We start from the raw sequence: 25,063 nt of genomic DNA, 5'->3' as shown, positions 1-25,063 counted from the left end.
AGCATCAGGATGCCGGGCCAGTCCCGGCACGCAACACCAGCCAGATGCCCACGGCAGAAATCACCATCCCGATGGCCACCTGCCAGGAGAGCGGTTCACCGAACATCGCCCACGCCCAGAGCAGTGTGATCGACGGGCTAAGGTACAGCACGCTGGCGACGCGGGTTGCGCTGCTTCGGCGCAGGCAGATCCAGTACAGCCCGTAGCCGCCAAAGGTCGCAAGTACAACCGTCCACAGCACGCTCAGGGTGAAGCCCTGGGTGGGGATCGGTGCCAGGCTCCCCTGGCTGCCCTGAATGGCAGCGAAGGCAAAGCTCGACACAAAACACTGTAGCCAGAGGTCAGGCAGCAGATCCATGGACCGGGAAGCACTGCCGCGTTTCTGCCACAGCGTTGCGACCGCAAGCGACAGCATCCCGGCCACGGGTAAGCCGTAAGCCCATAACGGCGCGCTGCCCTGCCCCAGCACGTCATGCGTCACCCATATCACGCCGACAAGCCCGACGATAAGCCCCAGCCAGACCTGAGGCACCAGCCGTTCGCCAAGAAAAACAGCGGCCAGCAGCGCCATCCCCAGCGGCAGCAGATCGGCGCACAGGGCGGCGAGTCCGGACGGCACCCCAAGCGCAATCCCCTGTGTCACCCCGGTCATATACCCCGCCATCGCCAGCAGGCCGATCCCGGCGTTTCTCAACAGCACCCGAAAAGGGGTCTTCAGCAGCGACTTATAAACGAAGGGCAACAAGACAACGGAGACCACCACGCAGCGCCAGAACACCACCAGCAGTGCCGGGGCGTAATCAATGGAGAAGCGCGCGCCGATGAAGCCCGAACTCCAGGTCAGCAGGAGCCCTGCCTCAAGCAGCGGCAGCGGCAGTGTCTGACGCCAGGAACGGCGCGTCGGTTTGTCGGGGTGAACCGGAATTGTTTTGTTCATTCCCAAAGGCTACGGCGCTGGTGTAGTCTGGTAAATCAAAATATCGTGCAGCAGTTGTTTAACAGGATTAAACCATGACCGCTATTCTCGACATCGATCTGTTGCGTACATTTCATACCGTGGTGCGCATCGGGAAATTCAGCGCGGCAGCCGGGGAGTTGTATAAAAGCCCGGCCGCCGTGAGCGTTCACATCCAGCGTCTTGAGGCGGTGGCGGGCGGGCGACTGCTGAATCGCACTAACCAGTCCATCTCTCTGACTCCCCTCGGCAAGCGCCTGCTGGTGTCGACCGCCGAACTGTTACGCACCCACGATCGGGCGCTGGCGGAACTGCATGGCACGTCTCTCGCCGGACGTATCACGCTGGGCGTGCCTGATGAATACGTGACCCACGTTATCCGGGATATTTTGCCGACCTTTACCGCCGCCTGGCCGAACGTAGTGCTGGAGCTTAAGACGGGGCCGAGTTATGCGCTGCGGGAGTGGGTCCAGCGTGGCAAATTGCAGACGGCGGTGGTGGCCCAACTCAAAGAGGAAGTCAGCCCGGATGACCTGGTGTTAATGTCGACCACGCCGGTGTGGGTCGGCCCGACGAGCACCACCGTAGCGCTTGATGATCCCCTGCCTCTGGCGGTCCACGCCGTGCAATGCCCTTACCGCGAGGCGATGATCACATCGCTTAAAGCGTCAGGCCGGCGTTCGCGCATCGTGCTCGAAAGCCACTCGAATCAGGCCGTCAAAGCCTGTGTGGAAGCCGGGTTAGCCATCAGTCTGATTGACCGTGGCAAAGTCACCAGGCACATGCAGATCCTCGAAGGAATGCCGGTCATTGCAGATCATGACATTGTGTTTATGCGGAGTGCTGGATCTCGTGGGGATGAAGCGGTGGAATTACTGGCGCGTGCGATGCAGCAGTCGTTTCGTTTGCAGGCGGAGTGATAAAGAAAAAAGCGGCAGGGGACATCATCTCCTGCCTGCTACAACATCACGATGGCACCAGAACCTTGTGCGCTTTATGAAATGAATTGTGGGTAAGAAACCTTAAGACAACCTTAATAAATCGTGAAAGATAATGGGGATAAGGTGACGTGCTGCACATATTTACTGTGAACACGATTTTGGCCAACAGAAAATGCCAGCCGCAACGCGATAAGAAAAGGCCACGAAAAATCTCGTGGCCTTTGTTTAATACCGACCCCTCCCCGGAAATAATCAGGAGCCACCCGGAATTATCTCCAGGGCTATCGGGCCAGACAGCTCTCTCACGCTGGTGTTGGCTATTATGAAAGAGCTGGCCTGAGTGTAGGTTGAGTTCAGATATTCACAGGCATATTGACCGGATAGTCTCAGATGTCGTGCGCCATGGACGTTTAATGCGCACATATAGCACTAAAGCAGTTTATTATGCTGGCTTAAATGCGTCCGGGCTCATTTTTTATGGATCAGGCAGGATGACTCAGCTTCAGCTTAAGGTTCAGGCGTGACAGTTGAACAAACTGTTTTCGGTTGAGGATGATGTAACCGCGCTCACCGGGAATTGAGAGCTTATATTCGCCAACGAGGGGCTGGGGAGTGACCTGATACCACCTGTCTAAATAAAATACCCAGTTCATCTTGCACCTCCAGCCGCTCTTACCTTTTTAAGATTACTCTTAATTTGTATTAGGGAAAGCGATGCATATCTCAAATCTTGCCGGATAACATTCAGGCTACCGCGCAACGGTTCAGCAGGCTGCAAAATAACAGCCTGCCTTTTTCATCCGGGTTAATTACATTTTCCGGTTGGCGCTTTGAGCGGGCCACATTCACCAAAATCCAGTAACACGTAGCCTTTGCTTTTCATGCAGCTCTCAAGTTTGTTAATACGTTTCTTGTGCTGCTCCAGCGTTTCGCCGGGGGCGAATTGGTTACGATTAAACGGCCCCACCTCCGGATCGATATTCTTGCTTAACCCACAGGCGTGGAGATCCTTTTTACGCTGCTGAATATCGGTATGCCCCAGTTGCCCTTTTTTCTGGATCGTCTGCACATAAGGAAACGAGGTGTAATTGGTGGAATCCATATCCGCCACCACGCACCCGGTTAACTGGAACAGGCCGATTAAAAACAGACTTTTGCGAAAGCGCATAATCATCCTTACTGAGAAGCGTTGAAAATGAAATCAAGCAGTTCCGGGGACACCATTTCCGTCATCGCAAAAGGTGTTGCCAGCGGGATCGCCACGATAGTCCAGGTGCCGGCGGCCGCTTCGGTCAGAGGTCCACGTCCACGAGAAGTATTACCTTCGCTGTCATAGAATCCCGGCAACTGCCCGCCAATATAGTCGTGCGTGCCCGCATAGGACTCAACAATCTTGTCGCCAATATCGTCCCAGAACGAACCAGGCGTATATTCGCCGAAGGGAACCAATAATCCGCCAGTGGCCTGGAAGCCCCCCGTCGGGCCGAAAAGCGCCGCCGCTTCCGGGCTTTTTTTCAGGAATGCATCAATAGTCGGGTATGTATCGTTCCCCCTATAAATGACCTGCCCGCGTTCATCACGAACCAATACTTTTCCTTCGTCATTCACTGTCGCACAAAGTTTGTTGTCGGAACGGCAAAGAATATCCAGCCCGACGCGTACCCCGCCCGCTTTAATCCCGTCATACAAGCCGTTGCTCTTACCGGAGACGTTGCTGTATGAGTCCTGACCGTCGGTGATGCCATCAAACAGCAGCGAGTTTTTAATGGTTTCCTCGCGCATTTTGGTGGCCGCCAGCGCCAGCGTCCCCTGAGTGATCGCCGTATCCGGTGAGCCTGCCACCACGCCGACCAGCGTCTGCAGGAAACGGCGCTGATACTGGAGCTTATACACTTCTGCCAGCGCCGCTTCGCGCTTCGCGACATCCCCGGAATCGATGGCCGTCTTCAGCGCTGCTTTCGCCGCCGCCTGCTTGCCGTCCAGATAACTATTAATCTGGTTATTGGCGTTCTGCCTGAAGTCGCGCGTGACCCGAACCTGCATGTTCAGCTCTTTAAACACCTCGTCTTTATCGAAGTTATTCGCCAGCTTACCGGAGTTCGCCGCTGCCGTTTCGGTGGTGATATCGGTTTTAATGCCCTCCACCGCCTGCAGCTGCCCGTCAGGATTGGTAATGGTGATATTGCCGGTATTAATCCCGCTGCGCGTCACCGAACTGTCCGAACCGCTGTCATGCCCGATGCCGAAGGTGGCGTTTTTGTCCAGCGACGCATAGCCGTCGGCAGGCACGCGCTCACCCTGTTTATTGATCATCGTTTTGTCGTTCTGGCGGGCGGCATTATCGCCCAGCCCCAGATCGGCGTTCATGCTCATCGAGCCACCCACGCCAAAGCCGTTGCCTTCATATTCCGAACTGTTTTTAATATCGCGCCAGCTCAGGGTGCCGGTGCTGAACTGGTTGTTGCCCGCCTGTTCCGCACTTTCGCTTGAGGTGATCAGCCCCCCGGTGAGATCGGTGTGATCTTTCACATTGATGTTATAGCCATCGGCCCCGGCAAAGACGCCGGACTGCTCCTGCACCGAGGCGTAATCAGCGTCCACCTTCGACTGCCCGTAATTGCCCGACCCGGAGAAACCGAAGCCGACCGTCACCTGGCCGCCGAGGTTCATCTGCTTGCCTTCGTACTGCATGGTGTCCTGGAGGCTTTCGATGTTCAGATTCTCAGCGGTGATATCCACCCCTTTACCGAGCACCTGGCCGCCGCGCAGCGTAGTGGTGCCGCCGCTGGTGATGCGGGTTTGCCCGTCCATATCCCCGACATGGCTGTTACGCCAGGAGACTTCATCCCCGTTGCCGTAGCCTTTGCCCGCGTTCGCACCCGCCGTCACGCCAAATGCCGCGCCGCCTTCGCCGTAGCTCACCGCCACGCCTGCGTTCCAGCCGCTGGATTTATTGTCGCTGCGTTCGTGGCGCTCCTGCTGTGCCGCGACGATATTCACATCGTTGTCGGCAAACAGCGTCGTGCCCTGCTTGCCGCTGACGTCGGAGCCAATAATGTTGATGTCAGACTTCTCGCCCCCGGTCGCCACCACCACCGCGTTTTTCCCGGCGTTCACTTTGCTCGCAAGCGCCGTGGTGCTGTTGATGTCCTGGGTGTTGGTCTGCTTGCTCTGGCCGTAGGTCAGCGACACGCTGACGTTCTGCGCCGCCGCCTGTGCGCCGTCGGCCATCAGGCCCTGAGCGGTATTCATCATCGCGCTGGCTGCACGGGCGCTGTCCCATGCGGCGTTGGCGGCCGACAGCATATTGATGCGATCGTCATTGCTCTTACCGACCGTTTTTGCACTTTGCGCAGCGGTCATCGCCGCCGAGACCACCGGCACATTCACCGCGAGGGTAAAGCCTTTCTGCTCGACGGTACGTTTGTACTGCGACGCATAGGTATCCTGCGCCGCCTCAATGGTGACGTTTTTGCCCTGAATCGCGACGTCGCCGTTCGGCGAGGCCACGCTGCTTCCGGTCTGGCGGTAGTCGTTGCCCGCCAGCAGCACCGTGTCGCCCTGAAGACTGCCGACCATTGCGCCCTGCCCGGCTTTCGCCTGGCTCGCCTGGTCAGTGGTTTCAGTGCGCGATCCCACGGTAAAGCCAATGCCGCCGGAGCTTAACAGACCCGATTTTTTCTCCTGCTTCAGGTGTGTTTCGTCATTGCGACCGCCCATGGTGGTCAGCGTCAGATCGTTGCCCGCGCGCAGCGCCACGTCGTCAGTGCCGACCACGCTGCTGCCCGCCACGGTCAGATTATTACCGGCGCTGATGTTCACCGAACCGGCGCTCAGTTCGCTGCCCTGCACGGTTTGTTTGTCCACGGTATCGCGGGTGGTGGTAGTGGTTTTCGACAGCCAGCCGTTGCCGCCGACCACTTTGTGCCGCTCGTCGAGCTGATTGTCGTTAAGCACGCCTTCAATATTCACGTCACGCACCGCGCCCAGCGCCAGCGCGCCGTCCGAGGTCACGCGCGCGCCACGGGCGTTGATGTCGTTGCCCGCCGCCATCGTCACGCCGCCGGTGCCGCTCACCGTGCTGCCGGTGTGATCCCGGCTGCTCTGTTTGAGCGTGTTGTCCGCATCCCACACCAGGTTATCGCTGCGGGCAGTGGTGACGGTCTCCAGGTTCAGATCGCGTCCGGCCACCAGTTGCGCCTTGCCGTTTTCACCGCTGGCGATGACCTGCGCCCCGGTCAGGGTAATGTCGCGCCCGGATTGCAGCGCCAGTTTGCCGTTGTCACCCTGCACGTAAATACCCGACACGCTGTTGATGGTGGTGCGGGTAAAGCTGTTTTTGCCGAGGGCGCTTTCCGCGCTGTTGACGGTGGTGGTGACGTTGATGTCGCGTCCCGCGTTCGCCAGCAGGCTGTTATTCCCGACGAGTGCGCCGTCGATGTTATTAATATCGCGGCGGGCGTTCAGGCGGACATCCGCCCCCTGAATCATCCCCGCCTGGTTGGTGATGTTATCCGCATCCAGTTGCAGCACCCGGCGTCCGGCGATGGTGCCGCTGTTAAACAGATCGCCGTTGAGTTTCATTGAGACGTTGTTCCCGGCGATCAGCGCCCCGGAACCGTCGATATCACCCGGTTTCACTTTGGCGTAGACCTGCGGCACCAGCACGGTGGTCATTGAACCGTCCGGCATTTTCACGCGGGTGTTCACCAGCCAGACGATATCCCCGGTCAGCAGCGCCATCTGCTCAGGCGTTAACGCCACGCCGAGCTTGAGCGAATACTGCTTGCCGAAGGTAATGCCTTTGTCCATCAGCGCTTTGTACTGCTCCTCGTCATTGCTGTAGCCGTCGAGGTAGCGCTGGCCGGTAATGCCGACCACCTGCTCGCGCACCAGCCGCTGCTCGTAGTAGCCGTCGCCGAGGCGTTTGATGGTGTTGTCACCGTCGTTCGCAAACGCCTTCTGCATGTAATCGCTGCCGAGCCACTGGCGCTCGTTGGTAAAGCGCGGATCGGTTTCCACCAGATACGGCACGTCCGCTGCCGGATTCACCGTAAACAGGCTGTTGTCCGGCAGGCGGGTATTCGGGCCGACAATGCGGATCGCACCGTCCGCCGGATTGACTTCAAACTGCTGTCCCGCAGGTGGCGTCACCGGTTCGCCCGCAGAAACAGTCTGCTGCCAGGGCGCATGGTCAACGCCTTTGACCCCGTCCGTCACCAGATTCGCCCGATCGATGCTGACACTGGTGCCCTGCACCGCCACCGGGTTCAGCGTAATGTTGCTGCCCTCAACCTGGCCGTTACTGACCAGTTGACCCGGCTTGAGGGCGATCTCCTGGATCGCCGTCGGCGGCACGTAAGCGGTGCTGCTGCGCCCCTGTTCGTCGCTGCCCTTGTGACGAATGCGGTAGTAGTGGGTGACGGAGCCGACATCAGTGGTGTGGCGCACGCCCGGTACGTCGTCGTTTTTCACCGTGCCCATCGCGTCGGTGGATAAGGTCCCGCCCGCCACGATCTGGCTGTTATCGTTAAACAGGCGGTCACCCGTTAAGGTGAGATTGCCGCCCGCGAGGATTTTCGCCGGATCGGTTTCCTGAATGCGCGTCTCTTCCACCGTGCGGGTGTAGTCGTACTGGTTGAAGTCGTCGTTATTGGGGGCGGTGCTTTCCGGGGTGTTGAGGTTGCGCAAGCCGTTCGACGAGTTGCCATCCACATACACGCCCTCGTCCCCCGCCTTCCAGCGGTTGGTCGAACCGGTGTGCTGGTATTCGGTGAGCTGCTCCTGGGAGACCGTGACCAGCGCGGTGGAGAAATGATCGTTGATGTTATTGATCTGCCCGGCGTTGATCGCCATGTTGCCCGCCGATTCAATGGTCGAGCTATGGTTGTTGATCTCACCCGCCCGTCCGGTCGCCGCGCCGTTTTCATTAAGCAAACCGCCGATCAGCATATCGCCACCGCTGTAGATCAGCGCGTGGTCGCGGTTATTGAGCGTCTGCACGCCCAGATCGACACGCTCGCGCCCGGCAAGCGTGGCGGCGGTGCCGTTTTCCGCCAGGTTGTTAAAGGTATTTGCGTTGACGCCCACCGCATCGCCATAAATGCGCCCGGTGCCAGTGTTGGTCAGGGTGTCGGCGTTAATGCGCATGATGGAGCCGTCAATCAGTCCCCGGTTTTGCAGGGTACCGCTGGCGTTGAGCGTGTTGCGTCCGGCGGTGATCTCACCGTTTTCGGTGTTGGTCAGGTTTGCGCCGCTGACATCAAGCTGCTTGCCCGCCAGCAGTTTGCCGCTGTTGGTGAGATCGCCCGGCGTGGTCAGCGCCACGTTGCCATTGGCAATAATGGAGCCGCTGTTATTTAGGGATTCGCCGCTGTGCAGATCCATATCACCGAGCGACAGCAACTGCCCGCTGCCGTCGACATAATCGGCATCAATGCTCAGTTTCTCGCCCGCTTTCGCCGTGCCGCCCTGGTTTTGCACCCGCAGCCCGTCGCCGCTCAGCTCAACCAGCCCGGAAGCCGCCAGCGCGCCTGCGGTGTTATTCAGTTCGCCGTTGTTGTGTACGGTCAGCGCGTCGTCAGCCAGAATGCTGCCGCTCTGGTTATTGAGGGTGGAGGTATTAAGCGCGACGCGCTGGCCTTCCAGTCCCTGGTTTTCGCCCTGGGTGTTCTGGTTGGCAAAATCGATCGCATTCAGGGTGACGCTTTTCCCGCCGCGAATCAGCCCGGAGACGTTATCAATGATACCCTGGGCGCTGTCGAGCAGCAGATCGCCTACCGACTGGATCTGCCCGCCGCTGTTGCGCAGCGCATCGGTATGCAGCGCGGTTGCCGCCTCGCCAATCACCCGTCCGCCGTTCTGGTTATCAATGGAACCGGCGGAAATATCAGCCTCACCTTTTGCCGCCAGCGTCCCGCCCTGGTTATTGAGCGTGTTACCGGAAAGATTAAGCGCCCCCAGGCTGTTGAGCGTACCGCCCGCGTTATTCAGATCGGCGGTCATCACGTTCACCCCGTTGCCCTGCACCAGGCCGGAGGCGTTGTTCAGTTGATCGGTATGAGCCAGCGTCAGACTGTCGGTCGCCACCAGTTGTCCATCGGTGTTATTCAGGCTGCCGCCGGTCAGGGTCGCGCTTTTGCCGGAGAGCGTCACGCCGTCGCTGTTATCAAACGTGCCTGCCGCCAGCGTCATGTCGCCGAGGCTGGTGATGCCGCCCTTGTCGCCGCTGCGACGGTTATTCAGCGTCTGCGCGCCAATCGTCAGGTTTTCACCGCTCTGGATCAGGCCGCCGTCGTCGTTATTCAGGGTATCGCCATCCAGCGTCAGCGCCGTCTGCGCGGCCAGTTGCCCGCCCTGGTTATCCAGCGTGCCCGCGTGGATCTGCGCGGCGTCACCGCTTACCAGCGTCCCCTGCTGGTTTTGCAGCGCACCGGCGTTAAGCGTCAGGTTTTTGCCTGCGCCAATCACCCCGGCGCTGTTATCCAGATTACCGCCGGTTAACATCATGCCGTCGCCGGATTTCAGCGCGCCCTGCTGATTTTTAAATCCGCTGAACTGCGCAGTAAGCGCCTGTTCGGAGCCGAGCTGACCGCCGGTGTTATCCACCTCGCCGCCCGCCAGCGTCAGCGCGCCGCTACTGGCGATAAAGCCGCTCTGGTTATTGAGTGCCCCGGTTTGCAGATCCAGCGCGCCGTGTGAGAGCAGCGAGCCGGACTGGTTATTGAAGGTGCCCCCGTTAAGGGCAAGCGCTGCGTCATCGGCAACAATCACCCCCTGCTGGTTATCCAGCCCGGCGGCATAAATGCGCTGACTTTTCGCCGCCTCGATGCGCCCTTTGGCGTTATTAATCACCTGGGTGCTGCGAATATCGCCCTCGCCTGCCGAAGCCGAGATCAGCCCTTCGCTGTTATTAAGCGATCCGGTATTGATGTGGGCGTTACCCGCTACGCCGAGCAACTGGCCCTTCGTGTTATCGATGGATTGCGCGTTAACCTGCACGTCGCCGTTAGCGGCGATTTGCCCCTGCTGGTTATCGAGGCTGCCCGGCAGATTGACCGCCAGCGCCCCTTTACCGGTCTGCACCAGCGTGCCTTTCTGGTTCGACAGGCTTTGCGCGTTAAGCGTCAGGGCATCGGCGCTCAGAGTGCCGCCGTTGTTATTGAGCAGTTTGCCGCTGCGCGCGGTGAGTGCCGCGCCGCTGACCGTGGCGTTTTGCGTGCTGAGATCGCCCGCGCCCGCGTCGAGCGTGACCTGTTTACCCTGGGTCTGGCTGCCGCTGACGTCCACGCCCTGACCGCTTGCGCTGAGGTTGCCGCCCGCCAGCGTCTGCCCGTGGGCGTTAAGCTGCCCGCTGGTGCTCAGTTGCAAATCGCCTTTATCCGCCAGCTTGCCGTCGTTGTTGACGCCTGCGGCGAGCACGCTGTTTTTCTGGCTGGTGAGCGTGGCGGCGCGGATCTGCGCGTTATTACCCGCCGTCAGCACGCCGTTGTTATTAAACTCGCCAGCGGTCTGAATCACGGCGCTGTCGCTTGCGCGGGTGGTGCCGCTGTTCTCAATGCGACCGTCGGCGGTCAGGGTCACGCTCCCGGCCTGCGCGCCAATCGCCCCGGCGTTACGCACGCCGACGCCGCGCTCGGTGCCGACCATGCGGATTTTCCCGGCGTACATGCCGCCGAGATTCGACACATCCACCGCCAGTTGTGGGCGGGTGGCCGCGTCATCGCTGCCTTTAACGATGCTGTCATGGGCGGCGTCCACCTGGTTGCGCCCGGTGGTGACTTTCAGATCGTTTGCCCACAGCCCGGCGTTCACTTTTACCGAGCGGGCGATGATGTCGGTGTAATCCGCGCCGGAGGTGTCCATCCCGTCACCCTCGACCACCACTTCGCCGCGCTCGACGTTGTACCCGGTGAGGTTGCCGTTATTCATCTGCGCCTGCCCTGTGGTCAGGGTGGCGCGGTTGGTGTTGATAAAGCCGCAGCCGCTACAGGTAATGCCCGCCGGGTTGGCGATCACCACCTGCGCTTTTTGCCCGGCGACTTCGATCATGCCGTTGAGTTTGCTCGGATCGCGGGCAGTCACCTCGTTAAGAATGATCTTCGCTTCGCCTTTCGCCAGCCACGGGTTCGCCGACACCATTCCGCCCAACTGGGTTGGGGTATTTTTGTGCGAGTTATTAAGAATGGCACCCTGCTTGTTGACGTCGAACTGGGTATAGCTGTTGCGCGAGACGCCCGCTTTCGACGGCGTCTGGATGTTGACCTGCGGAATGCCGTTGGCGGTTTTCAGCACCGTCGGCTGCTGATTTTTTGCCGCGCCGACATCGGCGACAATGTTCGCCTGCGCGGTCTGTATCACGCCCATCGCCAGCCACAGGCTTAAACTTAAGGCGCTGACTTTACCGACCAGGCGGCTGTGGGTGTGGCCGATACCGGCGGAACGGGAAGAACCCGCGCGACCCGAGCGGGCGATATCCGCCACGACCATCAGCATGCCGCGCGCTTTGTTGAAGACAATACGGTACAGGTTCTTATTCATCGTTCGTTCCTTTAAACACTTCCGGCAGGTTGACGGCGAGCGGGTGCGCCTGCTGCCACGCTTTTGCCTGATCGCGGCTCACCTGGTTGCCATGCAGCAGCACCACGCGTTTACCGAGTTTCTCTCCCCGGTGATAGAGCGCTCGCACGTAGCGGTCGGGGAAATAGTCGCGCCGCATCAGGGCGCTCATCGCGGCGGTATGACCAAACGGCGCGATCCAGTCGATGCACCACATCCGGTCGCCGCTGGCCCAGTCCTCTTCCCGCATCTCAATCGCCGGGCGGGTGAGGTAGCGGGCTTCCGATTCCAGGTTAAGCCAGGCCCAGCTGAGAAAGAAAACCGGCCGCCCCTGTTCCGCCACCAGCACATACTGGCCGCGTTTGATGATCGGCAGCAGCAGCGTCGGCAGCGCGTGCAGCGGCGCATCGCGGTGCATCGGCGAGTGCATCCACAGCCAGACGGTCGCGCCGAGCACTTCGGCTTCGCTTTCGTCGCCGCCTAAAATCAGCGGCGCTTTAATGTCGTATTGGCCTACGCGCATCACCAGCTCCAGTTGAGGTTGAACCCGAGGGTGGCTGAACTGGTGCTAAACCCGTCCGGCTTTGAGAACGGCGTGCCGGCAAACAGGTCGTAGCCGGTGTTGAACGCGCTACCGCGCAGGCCAACCACGCCGCCTGCCAGATGTTTGCCGATCAGGTATTCCGAGCTGTAGCCGCCCACTTCGCCGTAATCCGCGCCGATATAGAATTCCTGGTTTGGCAGCGGCGTACGCCATGCCAGATCGTTGCGCACGTACCAGCCGTGGCTGGCGCTGAGCGTGCGCTCGCCGTCAAAGCCGCGCACCGTCCAGCGGTTGCCGATGGCGAACTGCTCCTGCGGCGTCAGCGGCGTGTTGCTCATCTGGCGCAGGTACTGGACGTTGTAACGGAAATGCTGTGAGCCGAGATCAAACGGCAGATCGAACTGCGCGTTTAGCTGAAGGATTTTGCTGAGCGCCGTGGCATCGCCGACAAACTCTTCCGGTGCAGGCTGTGCGCCAAACCAGCGTGTCCCGCGCTGATAGCTGATGCCCGCGTCCAGCGTTGCCTGGCCGATATAGTGAGTGTGCTGTAACCCGGCACGCCAGGCCGCCGTCTGCCGGCGCTGCACGCCGACTTCGGTATCGTCGATATAGTTGCGGGTTTCGCGCGCCAGCACGTCGTAAGTAAAGAGCGTTTTCTGCGTGCCGCTGCGGTGCAGGACGCGGCTTAACTGCACGTTGAGGTTTTTACTTTTGCCGCTGTAGCGATAATCACCCGCGAGGCCCGCTACCGTCTGGTGGTAGTCATAATCGCTGCCGGTGACGCCGAGCATCCAGTAGCCGAACGGCACGGAATAGTGTGCGGTGTAGTTTTTGCTGCCTTTGCCACCTTTGTCATCCAGATCGTGGCTGGCGGAAACGTAGAGCAAATCGCTCAGCGAGAAGGGGTTATCCAGTGACAGCGTCGCACCGCCCTGATAGCGCCCGGTGCTTTTGGTGCCGGAGTCATCCAGCGACAGGCCGACGCGCCACATTTTGCTCTGCTTGCGGGTGATAATGACGTCGCTTTCGCCGGGCTTTTCGCCGGGCAGAAGTTCCATATTGGCTTCCACGGTCGGCAGGCGCTGTAAGTTCTCCAGCCCCTGCTCAATGTCGCGCAGATCTAACAGATTGCCTTCATGCGCCGGGAACGCGCTGTAAAGCTGAATATATTTGTCGCTGTCGTCGGTGAGTTTTACATGCCGGATGTAGCCCGGCACGACGGTCAGCCGCAGCGTGCCGCTTTTCAGATCCTGCGACGGGGCCAGCACGCGGGTGGTGATCCAGCCGTGATCCACCAGCCGGTTTTGCAGGGTGCTCATCAACAGGTTGATGCCCTTACCGCCCAGACACTGGCCCTGCGCCTGATCCGCGATGCGTTGCAGCGGCACCCAGTGCGGCAGCGCGTCCTGCCCGCTCAGTTCCACCCGGTTAATGGGGAAACAGGGCGTTTCCACCGGAAAGGCGATGCGCCCGAAGCTGGATGTCGGTTCCGACAGGCGCACATCCGGCACCGGCGGCGTGAGTTGCTGTTCAAGTGCTTTCTGACGTTGCTGCTGAATAATAAATTGATTATCAGGCTCCGCAGCATGGGCAGAAAGCACGCAGGAAAGGCTGCTTACAGCCGATATTATTATCGCTATTTTAGGTGACGCATTCATCAGACGTTCCGCGCTGTGTAATAAGAAATGAAGACAATGTGAAGTTATGTAAAATTGTTTAAAAATTAGCATCTGATGAAAAGGGGGATTAATCCTAAAGCTCGGACCACTTGCGCGTTCAGATATCCCTAAATCTGGTAGGTAGACAGGAAAATAGTTAAATCGGGCAGCAAAAAATGAAACTTAAATTAAACTGGCGCAGTTTCGTGGCAGGAAAATTAAATAGTCACCCGACGTTATATTAACCGCCGGGCCACAGGTAAATTATTTGAAATGGGTGTGTTCACTGACTTTAACGATATCGCTGGTCAGGTTTAATGCGTCGGCGCGGTTTTTTAAAATGGCGATGATGTGCTGATTCGGTTTAATAAATCCGTCTTTATCCAGTTCATATTCCTGCACGTCAATGCCAAAAGCCACGGTATCCCCGACATTTCCGCCCAGCACCCGCACCACATCCGGCGTCACCTCCACGACAATATCGGCATGACTGTTATAGTCGCTGTGATTTTCGGCATATGAAAATGAGTAATGATGTTCCGGCCAGTTTTTCTGAATAATATCGCCGGGGGCGGGTTTAACTTCATTAATGCGGTAGCCCCAGAAAGGTTTATCCGTGCGGCCGGTATAACGGGCTTTGATGGCGTTATTGACGTAGACCGAATGGCTGGCGGCAAAGCGGAAATTGTCATACGCCTCGCCCGCCTGCCGCACGACCCAGGAGATAAACGCCGCCGACCAGGGGACTTCATCACCGTTATCAAAGCGGCTGCGGCCGTCCCAGGGTTCACCGATAGCCGCCCACATCTCACGCACATAGTGATAATAAGGCGCTTCCCGTTCGTTGCCCTTGCCTTTATCAAAGCGCAACCATTCCGCAATCGCCGCCTGAATAAAGCGCTCCGTCTGCGTGCCATACGGGTCGCGCAGATATTTACCGAACACCACGCCGCTCTCCTCCCCCACCGTCACTTTGCGCCAGCCGGGATGCGTGCTTTCGCCTTCATCTTCTACCTGCTCACCGATGGTTAAATCGCGGATAATCACGCCGTCCGGTTTGTCACGCAGGCGCAGCCCGTCGGTGGCGACCACGCGGTTGGTGGTGGCCGACGCCTGCGAAAAGGGCGTCAGCGCGGCCAGCGTCTGCATGAGCGATTCCGCACGGCTGCCCATGACGTGCCCCATACCGTGATCGTCGACGGTAAATAAGCCCAGTTCATGTGGCGGAAGACGCAAAATAGAACGACCATAGCGCACGTCGTCGGCGGTAAATTCCTGCTCAGGCGGGACCTGGCGAAGTGCCCACTGTTTGTTATAAAAGAAGGGTTCGGTGCCGTGAAATCCGCGCGACATTGACAGCCAGGGCACGGTAATTAATTTCTCTGCCAGTAATTTTGCCAGCACCGCGCCGCTGCCGTAAGCACCGATAGCAAATGACGAACCTATGGTTTGCTGCACCGCCTGAAAATAATCCAGAATCGGCCCGTCAATATCCCGTACCGGATAATCCTCATCCACCGAAAAAATAATGGTGCTTCCTGCCTGCAACGGCTGCCCCACGGTCAGGGCAAATTTTAATGCGCTATGGGCGTTATTTTCCCCGGTAGCGGCTGAAAAGTGGGTAATGGAACGGCTTCGATCCTGGAATACCGGCAGCAGCGAAAATCCGCGCGAGGAAAGAAAGCGCGCTTCTTCCGGCGTCAGTGTTTTGGGATCGTTCATATCAGAGGCGTAATAACGAATAACGGTGGCGACGTTATTATTTTTCAGGTAATCCAGAAACGGTTGTTTCTTTTTATTTAAGCGGATACTGACATCCACCGCAGCCCAGCCACTTGCCTGTTCGAACTCATCTTTATAAGACATAACCCACCCGGACGCATTATGCAGACTGTTTAACCTGATGGTTTATCACAGCCTGGCGGTAATCTGCATAATGCGTTCAGGTGAGAAAAAGCCTGGCGGCCCGTTTTATTAGCCCGGCTCTTTAACCATTTTTTTGGCAACCACGATCTGCCCGCGTCCGCGTTCTTTGGCGAGGTACAGCGCCAGATCTGCGGATCGGATCAAATTATCTGCCCGCGCATGAACGGGCCAGGTGGCGACCCCGATGGAGACGGACAGCGGGCCGATATCCTGCGCTTCATAGATGAGCGGCTGCGCGGCGATTGCCTGCATGATGTCACTGCCGAGGGTAATGGCCTCTTCTTCGTTGACGTCCGGCAGCAGTACCAGAAACTCTTCGCCGCCGTAACGGAACGCCACGCCGCGCTCGCGCAGGGTGTTTTGCAGGCACAGGGCTGTCTCGCGGATCGCTTTGTCCCCGGCTTCATGGCCCCAGGCGTCGTTAAGGCGTTTGAAATAATCGATGTCGATCATCAGGCAACTGAGGACGCTTTTTTTCGCTTCGGTACGTGCAAGCAGCGTGCGCAGGGTTTCATCAAGGTGGTGACGGTTATGCAGCCCGGTCAGGGAATCAAACATCGCCCGCTCGGTGAGGGTGTCGCGTAGCTGCTGATTCGCCAGCGCCAGAGCCAGCGTCTCGGCAATCAGTTCAAGGTAGGTATAGGGAGGCTCTTTTTCCGGCACCCGGTTTTCCACACTGAGCAGACCGATAATATTGTTCTGCGCGATCAGCGGAACGCAGGTCGCACGGCTGGCGCGCGCCGGATCCAGATGTTCACAGGGAATATCCACCGCGTCTTTACCGGGACTGTGCAACTGCCCGCGTTTTAACGCCCAGCAGCACTCCGGGGCAAAGGGCGTCTCATCCCCCTCCGGCGACAGCCAGCTGGTCATGCAGACCATGCGATTGGCGTGGCGGTCGAGCATATATAAGCGCCCGCTCATGTCCGGGACGATCTGCGGCACAAACAGGGCGATTACTTTGAGGATACTGTCGCGGGTATCGCAGCCCTGAAGCCGCTGCGTCATGCGTGCCAGCAGATTGCGGGTTACCCAGTCGGCATCCCGCTCCCGCTCCAGGCGCTGGCGGGCGAGGCCGTTTTCACGGAAGATCCGGATGGCCTGGGCCATATCGCCAATTTCATCCACCTGCCCAAGCACCGGGGCTTCGACCGCATAATCCTGTGACGCAAGGCGATTGACCACATCACTGAGCGTGACCACAGGGCGCAAAATGCGGTGTTTGATGATAAAACCCAGTACGAATAAAAACAGCAGCGCCGTCAGCGCGACCATGATTTCCGAGAGCGTGCGCAGCCGCTGGGAATCTTTTGTCGCTTCCGTAATCGCGGATTGCACCCGTTTATCTAACAGGTTACGAAAATGCTCAAAACGGTACTCGGCCTGGGTTAACTGATCTTCGTACTGCGCGCCAAAAAGGATCCTCACCCCGTCGGCGGCCCTTTGCTCTTCCACCGCTTTCAGCGCCGCCTGTTGTTCATCGCGCAGCGTATCCATGAGGGTGATGCCGTCACGCAACAGCATTAATTCTTCGGTGGTCGCCCCGACATCTTTGAGCGTCGTCAGATGCTTTTCCATGCTGGCTTCTTTGCTAAAACCGGCTTTCAGCGCCTGAATATCTTCCGCTTGCTGATTGATAACCACCGTGCGGGCCAGCTCGCTCAGGGAAAACACCTCGTTTTCGAGCGCTTCGGTGGCTTCATCAAAGGTATATCGCTGCTCCACGGCCCGGCGCTCAACGCGATCCGCCCCGGATGCCATAAACAGCGCCACCCCCGATGAGAGCGTTAAAATCACCGTCGCGACGTAGGCAAAGTTGGTAATGGTTGCAATACGCACAAAGTATCCTTTTGCATTCAGGCCCACCCCAAAAGTTGCAGGGTAAAGAAGAGTATAGACGGGCGACCGTTATCCGATCCGTACCGCCTCCCACCGGGATCTCACTTTTTACGTCCCCGCCCTCACCTCTGGGTCAAATGAGTGATATATTTTCACGCAGTAAACCAAGGAGATGTCATGTCGGAATTTGATGCAATTGCCGGAGATTTGCTTGCGCAAGCGCAGGTGCAGGAGCAGCGTCAACAGGTACGGGACAGTAAACTGCTGGATCAGGTTGTCGCCATTTACGGGCAGAAGGCGGTCGCCGAGCAGCTACGCAAGCTGGGGAAAAATGAGTGGAGCCGGGAGTCGCTTAACCGCCGGATGAACGGGAAATCCGCGCCCCGACTGCTTACCACCACCGAGGAGGCGATGCTGCGTAAAATGCTGCCCTCCCCGCCCGCGCATCATCCTCACTATGCGTTTCGTTTTATCGATCTTTTCGCCGGGATTGGCGGTATTCGCCACGGTTTCGATGCCATTGGCGGCCAGTGCGTGTTTACCAGCGAGTGGAATAAAAACGCGGTGCGCACTTATAAAGCCAACTGGTTTAATGAAGAAGAGACGCACACCTTTAATCTTGATATCCGCGAAGTGACCTTAAGCGATAAGCCGCAGGTGAGCGAGGCGCAGGCCTATGCGCATATCGATCGGCATATTCCCGACCACGATGTCCTGCTGGCGGGCTTCCCCTGCCAGCCGTTCAGTCTCGCAGGCGTCAGCAAGAAGAATGCGCTGGGCCGCGCCCATGGTTTTGAGTGTGAAGCCCAGGGCACGCTGTTCTTCGACGTGGCCCGCATTATCAAAGCCAAAAAGCCGGCGATTTTCGTGCTGGAGAACGTCAAAAACCTGAAAAGCCATGACAAGGGCAAAACCTTCAGCGTGATCATGGAGACGCTGGACGAGCTTGGGTATGAAGTGGCAGACGCGGCGGTGAGCGGCAAAGACGATCCGAAGATCATCGACGGGAAGCACTTTTTACCGCAGCACCGCGAGCGCATTGTGCTGGTCGGTTTCCGCCGCGATCTGAATATTCATGACGGCTTTACCTTGCGCGATATCAACCGTTTTTATCCGGCGCAGCGCCCGACGTTTGGCGAACTGCTGGACCCGACGGTGGACAGTAAATATGTGCTGTCGGAAAAGCTGTGGGATTACCTTTATCGCTATGCCAAAAAGCACCAGGCCAAAGGTAACGGGTTTGGTTTCGGGCTGGTGGACCCCACCCGTGCCGACAGCGTGGCGCGTACCCTTTCGGCGCGCTATCACAAAGACGGGTCGGAGATCTTAATCGATCGCGGGTGGGACAAAGCGCTGGGTGAAACCGACTTTACCGATCCGGCAAACCAGGCGCGACGCCCCCGCCGCTTAACCCCGGTTGAATGCGCGCGTTTGATGGGTTTTGAAAAGGTCGGCGAGCGCCCGTTCCGCATTCCGGTTTCCGACACCCAGGCCTATCGCCAGTTTGGTAACTCGGTGGTGGTACCGGTGTTCGCCGCCGTCGCGCGTCTGCTGGAACCGTCCATCGCACGCGCCGTGGCGCTGCGTAAAACACGGGAATAATGCGGGTACCTGGTTATAACCATCGTGATGATTTAGCGATCAAATGTTAACCAAATGTTCATAAAGTTCCCAAAAAGGCCGTCGATAACCTGTATGAAATCGCGGCTCAATTACGGACTTATGGACGGCAGTTATGCTTAAGAACATCAGAGTTATCACCGGAATTATCCTCGCCCTTTCCATCTTCTGCCTTTTGCAGGTGGTGACGGGCGGGTTGTTTTACTCTGCGGTCGATAACGATCGCACGAACTTCCAGCAGTATGGCGTCCTTAATGCCCAGCAGGAAAACCTCAGCGACGGGGTGAACACGCTGGTGAAAACCCGCGTGACGGTCACCCGCGTGGCGATCCGCTTTCTGAAAAATCAGCGCGATCCGGCCTCTCTTGCCGCAATCGATAAGCTGCTGACAAGTGCCAGCACCTCCCTTGAGAAATCTGACGCCTATTTTGCCACCTTTAAGGGCATTGAGCGGCTGAACGGTCAGGACGGCAACGTGGCGGCGCAGATGGAGAAAAGTTATCGCCAGATGTATGACGTGCTGAAAATGTCGATTCAGTATCTGAAGGCCAATAACTACGAAGCCTACGGCAATCTCGACGCGCAGCAGGCTCAGGATGAAATGGAAGCCAGCTTCGCGCAGTGGCGGGCGGAAAATAACGGTCTGCTGAAGGCAGCCGCCGCCCAGAACCAGCACAGCTTTACCCAGATGCAGTGGACGCTCGGCACCATTTTACTGGTGATGATCGCCGTGTTCGTCTTCATCTGGTTTGGGCTGCAACAAGTGCTGTTAAAACCGCTGCACGGCATGCTGGCCCATATCCGCGCGATTGCGCAGGGCGATTTAACCCGCCGGATTGACGTCCACGGGCGCAACGAAATGAGCCAACTGGCGGGCGGCCTGCACGAGATGCAGCAGTCGCTGGTCACCACGGTGAGCGCGGTGCGTAATAGCTCCGATTCTATCTATACCGGCGCGGGCGAGATTTCCTCCGGCAATAACGATCTCTCTGCGCGTACCGAGCAGCAGGCCGCATCGCTGGAAGAAACCGCCGCCAGCATGGAGCAGCTCACCGCCACGGTGAAGCAAAACACCGACAACGCCCGGCAGGCTGCACAACTGGCGAAGAACGCCTCGGATACCGCGGCACGCGGCGGCCAGGTGGTCAGCAATGTGGTGCGCACGATGAACGATATTGCCGACAGTTCGCAGCAAATCGCCCATATTACCGGCGTTATCGACAGTATTGCCTTCCAGACTAATATCCTCGCGCTTAACGCCGCGGTGGAAGCGGCGCGCGCGGGTGAACAGGGCCGGGGTTTCGCGGTGGTGGCAGGTGAAGTGCGCACGCTGGCAAGCCGCAGCGCCAACGCCGCGAAAGAGATCAAAACGCTGATTGAAAATTCAGTCAGTCGCGTCGATACCGGTTCGTCACAGGTCGCGGAAGCGGGTGAAACGATGAAGGAAATCGTCAACGCTGTAACCCGCGTGACCGACATTATGGGGGAAATCGCCTCCGCGTCGGATGAGCAAAGCCGGGGAATTGAGCAGGTGAGCCTGGCGGTGTCACAGATGGACAGCGTGACTCAGCAGAACGCCGCGCTGGTGCAGGAATCGGCCGCTGCATCTGCGGCGCTGGAAGAGCAGGCTGACCAGTTGCGTCAGGCCGTGGCGGTGTTTCAGGTGGGCAATCCGTTGAAAACCGCTGACACGCCGAAAGTGAAGCCGCAGCCTGTGCTGCGTCCGGCGCTCAGCAGTGCCTCCGGGGGCGACGCCAACTGGGAAACGTTTTAAATAAGAAGTGAACGCGGGCAGGTGATCCTGCCCGCTTGACGATCAGTTACGCGACTGTACCCAGAACGCGTGGATGAGGCCGGGAACATAACCCAGCAGCGTCAGGACGATGTTCAGCAGGAAGGCCAGACCAAGGCCTTTACCGAGGAGCACGCCCAACGGTGGAAGAAGAATAGTAATTACGATACGCCAAAAACCCATAACAACTCCAGTGCAGGCAAAAATCCAGGTTATTGTAAAAAAAGAGAATTTCTCTTTAAGCGTAGCCATTGTAGCCACAAGTGCCAGTTTCGCCCCTCGCTTTTACCCTCTTTTACGCAGCTATACATGCACCCGATATAATTGGCGATAGCTATAATTGTTAACATTTGCTTTACCACACGCGCTGACGAGCGTTATGTTTACAGGCAAATACCAACACAGGAGTTCATGTATGTTTTCAGTGGGTGATGTTGTACAGCCGCGTATGGGCGGCCAGAAATTGAAAGTAATTGAAGTGAATGACGATCAGATCGTCGCCGTTCCGGCCAGCCAGGAAAACGGTGAGCGAGTCACGCTGAAAGCCGTGGATGTGGCGCTGTATAAAGAAGACGGCGATTTCGGCGTTTGCTAATTCCCGCATTAATTTCGTGATGCCATTGCCCGGCGGCGTATGCCCGCCGGGTTAATTTTTTACGCCGCACACAACCCGTTGAAAAATAAATAAATCCTCTCACTCTCCAACAATAATAACGAAACGGTTAATAAACACGCTTACGCAGAGCATTTTATTGACAAACTGCCGATAAATAAAAATTTATCGCTAATTGTGCGTTTCAAACCAGTCATATACTCTATTCAAATCCAGTAAAGCCCCGTAATGCGCTAATTATCATTAGCGGCGTCGCCGTTTGTCTTTTTCAGAGGTATCAAACATGTTCTCTCCGCAGTCACGCCTGCGTCATGCCGTGGCAGACACATTCGCAATGGTTGTCTATTGTTCGGTTGTGAACATGTTGATTGAAATTTTCCTCTCCAACATGAGCTTTGAGCAGTCCCTTTCTTCCCGCCTGGTGGCGATCCCGGTCAACATTGTTATTGCCTGGCCGTATGGGTTTTATCGTGATGCCATTATGCGTCTGGCGCGGCGCATGACGCCTGCCGGCTGGATGAAAAATCTGGCGGATATCGTGGCGTATGTCACTTTTCAGTCGCCGGTGTATGTGGCGATCCTGCTGACGGTGGGCGCGGACTGGCATCAGATCGCCGCTGCGGTGAGTTCAAATATCGTGATTTCAATGCTGATGGGTGCGGTCTACGGCTATTTTCTCGATTATTGCCGTCGACTGTTTCGGGTCAGTCTCTACCATCAGGCCAAAGCCTGATGGAGATGTTTTCGTGTCAGGCCGATTCGCCAAACAGCCCTGACAAAAAACGCTCCAGCGCCAGGCGCGAACTGAAGCCATGGGGAATACCGTAGTGCTCGTGCGCTTCGCCGCCTAAATAGAGCGGAAAATGCTGGTAGTGATCGCAGGTTTTGATATCCGAGGCGGGATCCGCAAGGGACAAACTGCGCTCTTTAAGCGTGGGATGAATCACTAATGCTGTACGTCCGAGCCGCGCTTCGCGATTGACGTAGACATAATTTTCGCCGCGACGGTACCCGTAGGTTTTAGTCGTCGCAACATCCATGGTAAACCCCGCCTTTTCAAGAACGCGCGCCACCTCATCGGGTCGTAAATACATATTTTTTCCTCGTCATCATGTACTGCAACGCAACCTTACAGTAATCAGCATTAGCAACGCTTTCGGAAAAGTCCATAAACGCCGCGTAAAGCCGTGATTAACTTCTGAGCCATAAATTATGCGCTACACTGAAAATTACATCGAAATCAAGGGAGGATCATATGTTTAGCAGACCAAACCGCAGCGACGTAGATGACGGCGTTCAGGATATTAATAATGATGTCAGCCGACTGGCCGACAGTCTGGAAGACATTTTAAAATCCTGGGGAAGTGACGCGAAAGACGAATCCGACCACGCCCGACGTAAAGCGAAGGCGCTGTTAAAAGAGACGCGTGCCAGAATGCACGGACGTACTCGTGTGAAGCAAGCCGCTTGCGATGCCGCAGGCTGCGCTGAAACCTTCGTGAAAGATAAACCCTGGTGCAGCCTCGGTGCTGCCGCAGCGGTCGGGATTTTCGTCGGCGCGCTGTTAAGCCTGCGTCGTTAATCTCCCGCCCCGTGATCCTGTATCACGGGGCGTCTTCTATTTCCCGTCGTAAACTGCCCGCCATAAACGTTGTGCCAGCGCATCCGCCATCGCGCCGGAAGTGACGTTGGTAAAGCACATAATCACTCCCCCACTGCCCTGACTGTCGAGCCGCCACGCGCTCAATGCTTCTACGGCAAGCCCCGCCTGATTAGCCCGCGCCACTGCTGCCCGATCGTCTCCGTCAAACGCAATCACCAGCTGAATACCGCCGTTCTGGGCGACCACGCTAAAGCCCTGCGCGATGAGCGCTTTCTCAAGCCACTGCCGTCTTTGCGCATAATGCTGGCGCATTTTCTTCAGGTGCCGCCAGAAATGGCCCTGCGTCAGAAAATCAGCCAGGGTGAATTGCACGAGGCCCGGCACCGTACATTGCGTGATCTGCGCCTGCTGGCGAAAGGCGGCCACCTGCGGCGCGGGTACCACGATCCAGCCGGTGCGGATAGCCGGGAACAGCGATTTGCTGAAAGTGCCGGTGTAGATCACCCGTTGCGGCGCATCGAGGCTTTTTAGCGGCGGCAGCGGCTTGCCGTGATAACGGAATTCGCTGTCGTAATCGTCTTCGATAATCCACGAATCGGTGCGGGCCGCCCAGTCGAGCACCTGGCGGCGGCGCGGCAGGGAGAGCGCCACGCCAAGCGGGCTTTGATGGGCGGGGGTAAGCAGCGCAAAGCGGGCGTGCGGATGCAGTCGCTGCGCGGCGTCAATATCCATACCATTCTCATCTACCGGCACCGGTAACTGCTGCACCTGCTCGCGGGCGATCACCGGGCGGATCAGCGGAAAACCGGGATCTTCCACCCACATGCCGTCGCCGGGCCTGGCGAGGGTACGCAATATCAACGACATCGACATGGCGTAGCTGGAGGTCAAAAAGATCTGCTCAGGCGTGCAATCGATGCTGCGCGAAAACCGCAGATAATCGACGATCGCCAGGCGCAGTTCGCGCTCACCCGCCGGATCGCCTATGCCGAGATCAAAGCGCGACTGGGTGCGTAACCGTCTGCCCATCAACCGCGCCCACAGCGCGCGCGGAAAGAGATCGAGCGCCGGAAGCCCCATCTGAAAAGGCAGCGGCGCGTTGTCACGCGCTTCTGCGGGTGTGGGCGATACCTGCCCTTTCGCCGCCGTTACGTTTTCACTGACGAAGGTTCCCGCCTGTCCCCGTCGCACCAGCCACCCTTGCGCCACCAGCTCGCCATAGGCGTGTTCCACCGTCGCACGCGAGACACCGTTTTCCTGCGCGTAGATGCGGCTCGACGGCAGGCGGCTGCCCGCTGGCAGTTCCCCGGAGGCGATGGTGGCTTTCAAAAGACGGGCGATTTGCTGGTAGCGTGCGTCCATGATGGTCTGCTTTTTTCGTTAAAATATGGCTCTCTCAGGCAGACCATTATAGTGCTACATTGCGGCCAACTTAAACGAGGAGATTGCTATGACAACGCTACGCCAGCCCTATTACGAACTTAGCCCGGACGTGTACAAAGGGTTTTTACAGGCAAGCCAGGCGCTGGAGCGCTGCACGCTGGAAAAATCATTGCTGGAAATGGTCTATTTGCGCGTGTCGCAGATTAACGGCTGCGCGTTTTGCCTGGATATGCACAGTAAAGCGCTGCGCAAAGCCGGTGTCGATCAGCGCAAGCTGGATGCGCTGGCCGGGTGGCGCATCAGCGCGCATTTTAGCGAGCAGGAGCAGGTCGCTCTGGCCTGGGCGGAATCGCTGACTCACATTTCCACGACCCACGCCGGGGATGACGTTTATCAGCCGCTGCTGGCACATTTTAGCGCGGCAGAAATCAGCGATTTGACCTTTGCCATCAGCCTGATGAATGCATTTAACCGCCTGGCGGTGAGTATGCGCATGTAATTTGGGCGAAAAAATCCGTTCCCCGCTGAATCCGTCAGCGGGAATAAACTTATCTAAATTTCCTATATGTTGTGTGGTTGAAACTTTCCGCAACTACATCTAGTATTTCCTCAACAAGCAACAACACTGTCC

Annotated in this window: 17 protein-coding genes; 7 read left to right on the top strand and 10 right to left on the bottom strand. The window is 57.8% G+C overall.

All coding sequences use genetic code 11. The features are described from left to right. Positions 1 to 4 precede the first annotated feature (4 nt). Positions 5 to 937, bottom strand: a complete 933-nt coding sequence (locus BM373_RS18640; protein WP_090464881.1) for a DMT family transporter — start codon at positions 935 to 937, stop codon at positions 5 to 7. Between the two features lie 74 nt (positions 938 to 1,011). Between BM373_RS18640 and BM373_RS18635 the strand changes: the two genes are divergently transcribed. Next, entirely contained in the window at positions 1,012 to 1,875 is an 864-nt protein-coding gene (locus tag BM373_RS18635; protein ID WP_090464878.1) for a LysR family transcriptional regulator, read from the top strand. An 826-nt stretch (positions 1,876 to 2,701) separates the two neighbouring features. Here the strand turns inward: BM373_RS18635 and BM373_RS18630 are convergent. The 6 genes from BM373_RS18630 to BM373_RS18605 all read right to left on the bottom strand — a co-directional run bounded on the left by BM373_RS18630 (position 2,702) and on the right by BM373_RS18605 (position 17,421). Further along, positions 2,702 to 3,064: a hypothetical protein gene (locus BM373_RS18630; protein WP_090464876.1), complete on the bottom strand. Its 363-nt coding sequence runs from the start codon at positions 3,062 to 3,064 to the stop codon at positions 2,702 to 2,704. A gap of 8 nt (positions 3,065 to 3,072) precedes the next feature. Then, positions 3,073 to 11,436, bottom strand: a complete 8,364-nt coding sequence (locus tag BM373_RS18625; protein WP_090464874.1) for a two-partner secretion domain-containing protein — start codon at positions 11,434 to 11,436, stop codon at positions 3,073 to 3,075. After that, entirely contained in the window at positions 11,429 to 11,977 is a 549-nt protein-coding gene (locus tag BM373_RS18620; protein ID WP_090464871.1) for a toxin-activating lysine-acyltransferase, read from the bottom strand. Before BM373_RS18620 ends, BM373_RS18625 begins: the two co-directional genes overlap by 8 nt. Continuing rightward, positions 11,977 to 13,656, bottom strand: a complete 1,680-nt coding sequence (locus BM373_RS18615) for a ShlB/FhaC/HecB family hemolysin secretion/activation protein (protein ID WP_090464869.1) — start codon at positions 13,654 to 13,656, stop codon at positions 11,977 to 11,979. Before BM373_RS18615 ends, BM373_RS18620 begins: the two co-directional genes overlap by 1 nt. 264 nt (positions 13,657 to 13,920) lie before the next feature. Continuing rightward, on the bottom strand, positions 13,921 to 15,522 hold the full coding sequence (locus BM373_RS18610) for a DUF2272 domain-containing protein (RefSeq protein ID WP_090464867.1): 1,602 nt from the start codon (positions 15,520 to 15,522) through the stop codon (positions 13,921 to 13,923). A gap of 108 nt (positions 15,523 to 15,630) precedes the next feature. Further along, positions 15,631 to 17,421 (bottom strand): diguanylate cyclase, encoded by a 1,791-nt coding sequence (locus BM373_RS18605; protein ID WP_090464865.1) that lies wholly within the window; start codon positions 17,419 to 17,421, stop codon positions 15,631 to 15,633. A 177-nt stretch (positions 17,422 to 17,598) separates the two neighbouring features. On the opposite strand from BM373_RS18605, the gene BM373_RS18600 reads away from it, so the two are divergent. Both BM373_RS18600 and BM373_RS18595 read left to right on the top strand, forming a co-directional pair. Continuing rightward, the gene (locus tag BM373_RS18600) at positions 17,599 to 19,023 is read left to right on the top strand and encodes a DNA cytosine methyltransferase (protein WP_090464862.1); all 1,425 of its coding nucleotides are present in this window, start codon (positions 17,599 to 17,601) and stop codon (positions 19,021 to 19,023) included. Between the two features lie 133 nt (positions 19,024 to 19,156). Beyond that, complete coding sequence (locus BM373_RS18595) at positions 19,157 to 20,815, top strand: methyl-accepting chemotaxis citrate transducer (RefSeq protein ID WP_090464860.1); 1,659 nt, start codon at positions 19,157 to 19,159, stop codon at positions 20,813 to 20,815. Positions 20,816 to 20,857: 42 nt separating this feature from the next. On the opposite strand, the gene BM373_RS18590 is transcribed toward BM373_RS18595, so the two are convergent. Beyond that, positions 20,858 to 21,016, bottom strand: a complete 159-nt coding sequence (locus BM373_RS18590) for a YqaE/Pmp3 family membrane protein (protein WP_090464857.1) — start codon at positions 21,014 to 21,016, stop codon at positions 20,858 to 20,860. A gap of 232 nt (positions 21,017 to 21,248) precedes the next feature. On the opposite strand from BM373_RS18590, the gene BM373_RS18585 reads away from it, so the two are divergent. Beyond that, positions 21,249 to 21,428 carry a YodC family protein gene (locus BM373_RS18585; RefSeq protein WP_090464854.1) on the top strand — a complete coding sequence of 60 codons (180 nt, stop codon included), beginning with the start codon at positions 21,249 to 21,251 and terminating at the stop codon, positions 21,426 to 21,428. Between the two features lie 301 nt (positions 21,429 to 21,729). Next, entirely contained in the window at positions 21,730 to 22,179 is a 450-nt protein-coding gene (alaE, locus tag BM373_RS18580; RefSeq protein ID WP_090464852.1) for an L-alanine exporter AlaE, read from the top strand. Positions 22,180 to 22,195: 16 nt separating this feature from the next. On the opposite strand, the gene BM373_RS18575 is transcribed toward alaE, so the two are convergent. After that, positions 22,196 to 22,540 (bottom strand): DUF2002 family protein, encoded by a 345-nt coding sequence (locus BM373_RS18575; protein ID WP_090464849.1) that lies wholly within the window; start codon positions 22,538 to 22,540, stop codon positions 22,196 to 22,198. A 161-nt stretch (positions 22,541 to 22,701) separates the two neighbouring features. On the opposite strand from BM373_RS18575, the gene BM373_RS18570 reads away from it, so the two are divergent. Then, complete coding sequence (locus tag BM373_RS18570; RefSeq protein WP_090464846.1) at positions 22,702 to 23,028, top strand: ElaB/YgaM/YqjD family protein; 327 nt, start codon at positions 22,702 to 22,704, stop codon at positions 23,026 to 23,028. A gap of 36 nt (positions 23,029 to 23,064) precedes the next feature. On the opposite strand, the gene BM373_RS18565 is transcribed toward BM373_RS18570, so the two are convergent. After that, positions 23,065 to 24,411 (bottom strand): MocR-like pyridoxine biosynthesis transcription factor PdxR, encoded by a 1,347-nt coding sequence (locus BM373_RS18565; RefSeq protein ID WP_090464843.1) that lies wholly within the window; start codon positions 24,409 to 24,411, stop codon positions 23,065 to 23,067. Between the two features lie 88 nt (positions 24,412 to 24,499). Between BM373_RS18565 and BM373_RS18560 the strand changes: the two genes are divergently transcribed. Next, positions 24,500 to 24,931 (top strand): carboxymuconolactone decarboxylase family protein, encoded by a 432-nt coding sequence (locus BM373_RS18560; protein WP_090464841.1) that lies wholly within the window; start codon positions 24,500 to 24,502, stop codon positions 24,929 to 24,931. Positions 24,932 to 25,063: the final 132 nt, after the last annotated feature.

This window comes from Enterobacter sp. kpr-6 (assembly GCF_900116015.1).
Taxonomy (GTDB): domain Bacteria; phylum Pseudomonadota; class Gammaproteobacteria; order Enterobacterales; family Enterobacteriaceae; genus Enterobacter_D.
The sequence above is the reverse complement of the archived record's forward strand: the minus strand, read 5'-3'. Positions and strand labels throughout refer to the sequence as shown.

Bases quoted from the DNA above. Each gene is read 5' to 3' on its own strand.
- BM373_RS18585 (WP_090464854.1), top strand. From the start codon at position 21,249: ATGTTTTCAGTGGGTGATGTTGTACAGCCGCGTATGGGCGGCCAGAAA.
- BM373_RS18600 (WP_090464862.1), top strand. From the start codon at position 17,599: ATGTCGGAATTTGATGCAATTGCCGGAGATTTGCTTGCGCAAGCGCAG.
- BM373_RS18615 (WP_090464869.1), bottom strand. From the start codon at position 13,656: ATGAATGCGTCACCTAAAATAGCGATAATAATATCGGCTGTAAGCAGC.
- BM373_RS18620 (WP_090464871.1), bottom strand. From the start codon at position 11,977: ATGCGCGTAGGCCAATACGACATTAAAGCGCCGCTGATTTTAGGCGGC.
- BM373_RS18570 (WP_090464846.1), top strand. From the start codon at position 22,702: ATGTTTAGCAGACCAAACCGCAGCGACGTAGATGACGGCGTTCAGGAT.
- BM373_RS18560 (WP_090464841.1), top strand. From the start codon at position 24,500: ATGACAACGCTACGCCAGCCCTATTACGAACTTAGCCCGGACGTGTAC.
- BM373_RS18640 (WP_090464881.1), bottom strand. From the start codon at position 937: ATGAACAAAACAATTCCGGTTCACCCCGACAAACCGACGCGCCGTTCC.
- BM373_RS18610 (WP_090464867.1), bottom strand. From the start codon at position 15,522: ATGTCTTATAAAGATGAGTTCGAACAGGCAAGTGGCTGGGCTGCGGTG.
- alaE (WP_090464852.1), top strand. From the start codon at position 21,730: ATGTTCTCTCCGCAGTCACGCCTGCGTCATGCCGTGGCAGACACATTC.
- BM373_RS18630 (WP_090464876.1), bottom strand. From the start codon at position 3,064: ATGCGCTTTCGCAAAAGTCTGTTTTTAATCGGCCTGTTCCAGTTAACC.
- BM373_RS18635 (WP_090464878.1), top strand. From the start codon at position 1,012: ATGACCGCTATTCTCGACATCGATCTGTTGCGTACATTTCATACCGTG.
- BM373_RS18595 (WP_090464860.1), top strand. From the start codon at position 19,157: ATGCTTAAGAACATCAGAGTTATCACCGGAATTATCCTCGCCCTTTCC.
- BM373_RS18590 (WP_090464857.1), bottom strand. From the start codon at position 21,016: ATGGGTTTTTGGCGTATCGTAATTACTATTCTTCTTCCACCGTTGGGC.
- BM373_RS18575 (WP_090464849.1), bottom strand. From the start codon at position 22,540: ATGTATTTACGACCCGATGAGGTGGCGCGCGTTCTTGAAAAGGCGGGG.
- BM373_RS18625 (WP_090464874.1), bottom strand. From the start codon at position 11,436: ATGAATAAGAACCTGTACCGTATTGTCTTCAACAAAGCGCGCGGCATG.
- BM373_RS18565 (WP_090464843.1), bottom strand. From the start codon at position 24,411: ATGGACGCACGCTACCAGCAAATCGCCCGTCTTTTGAAAGCCACCATC.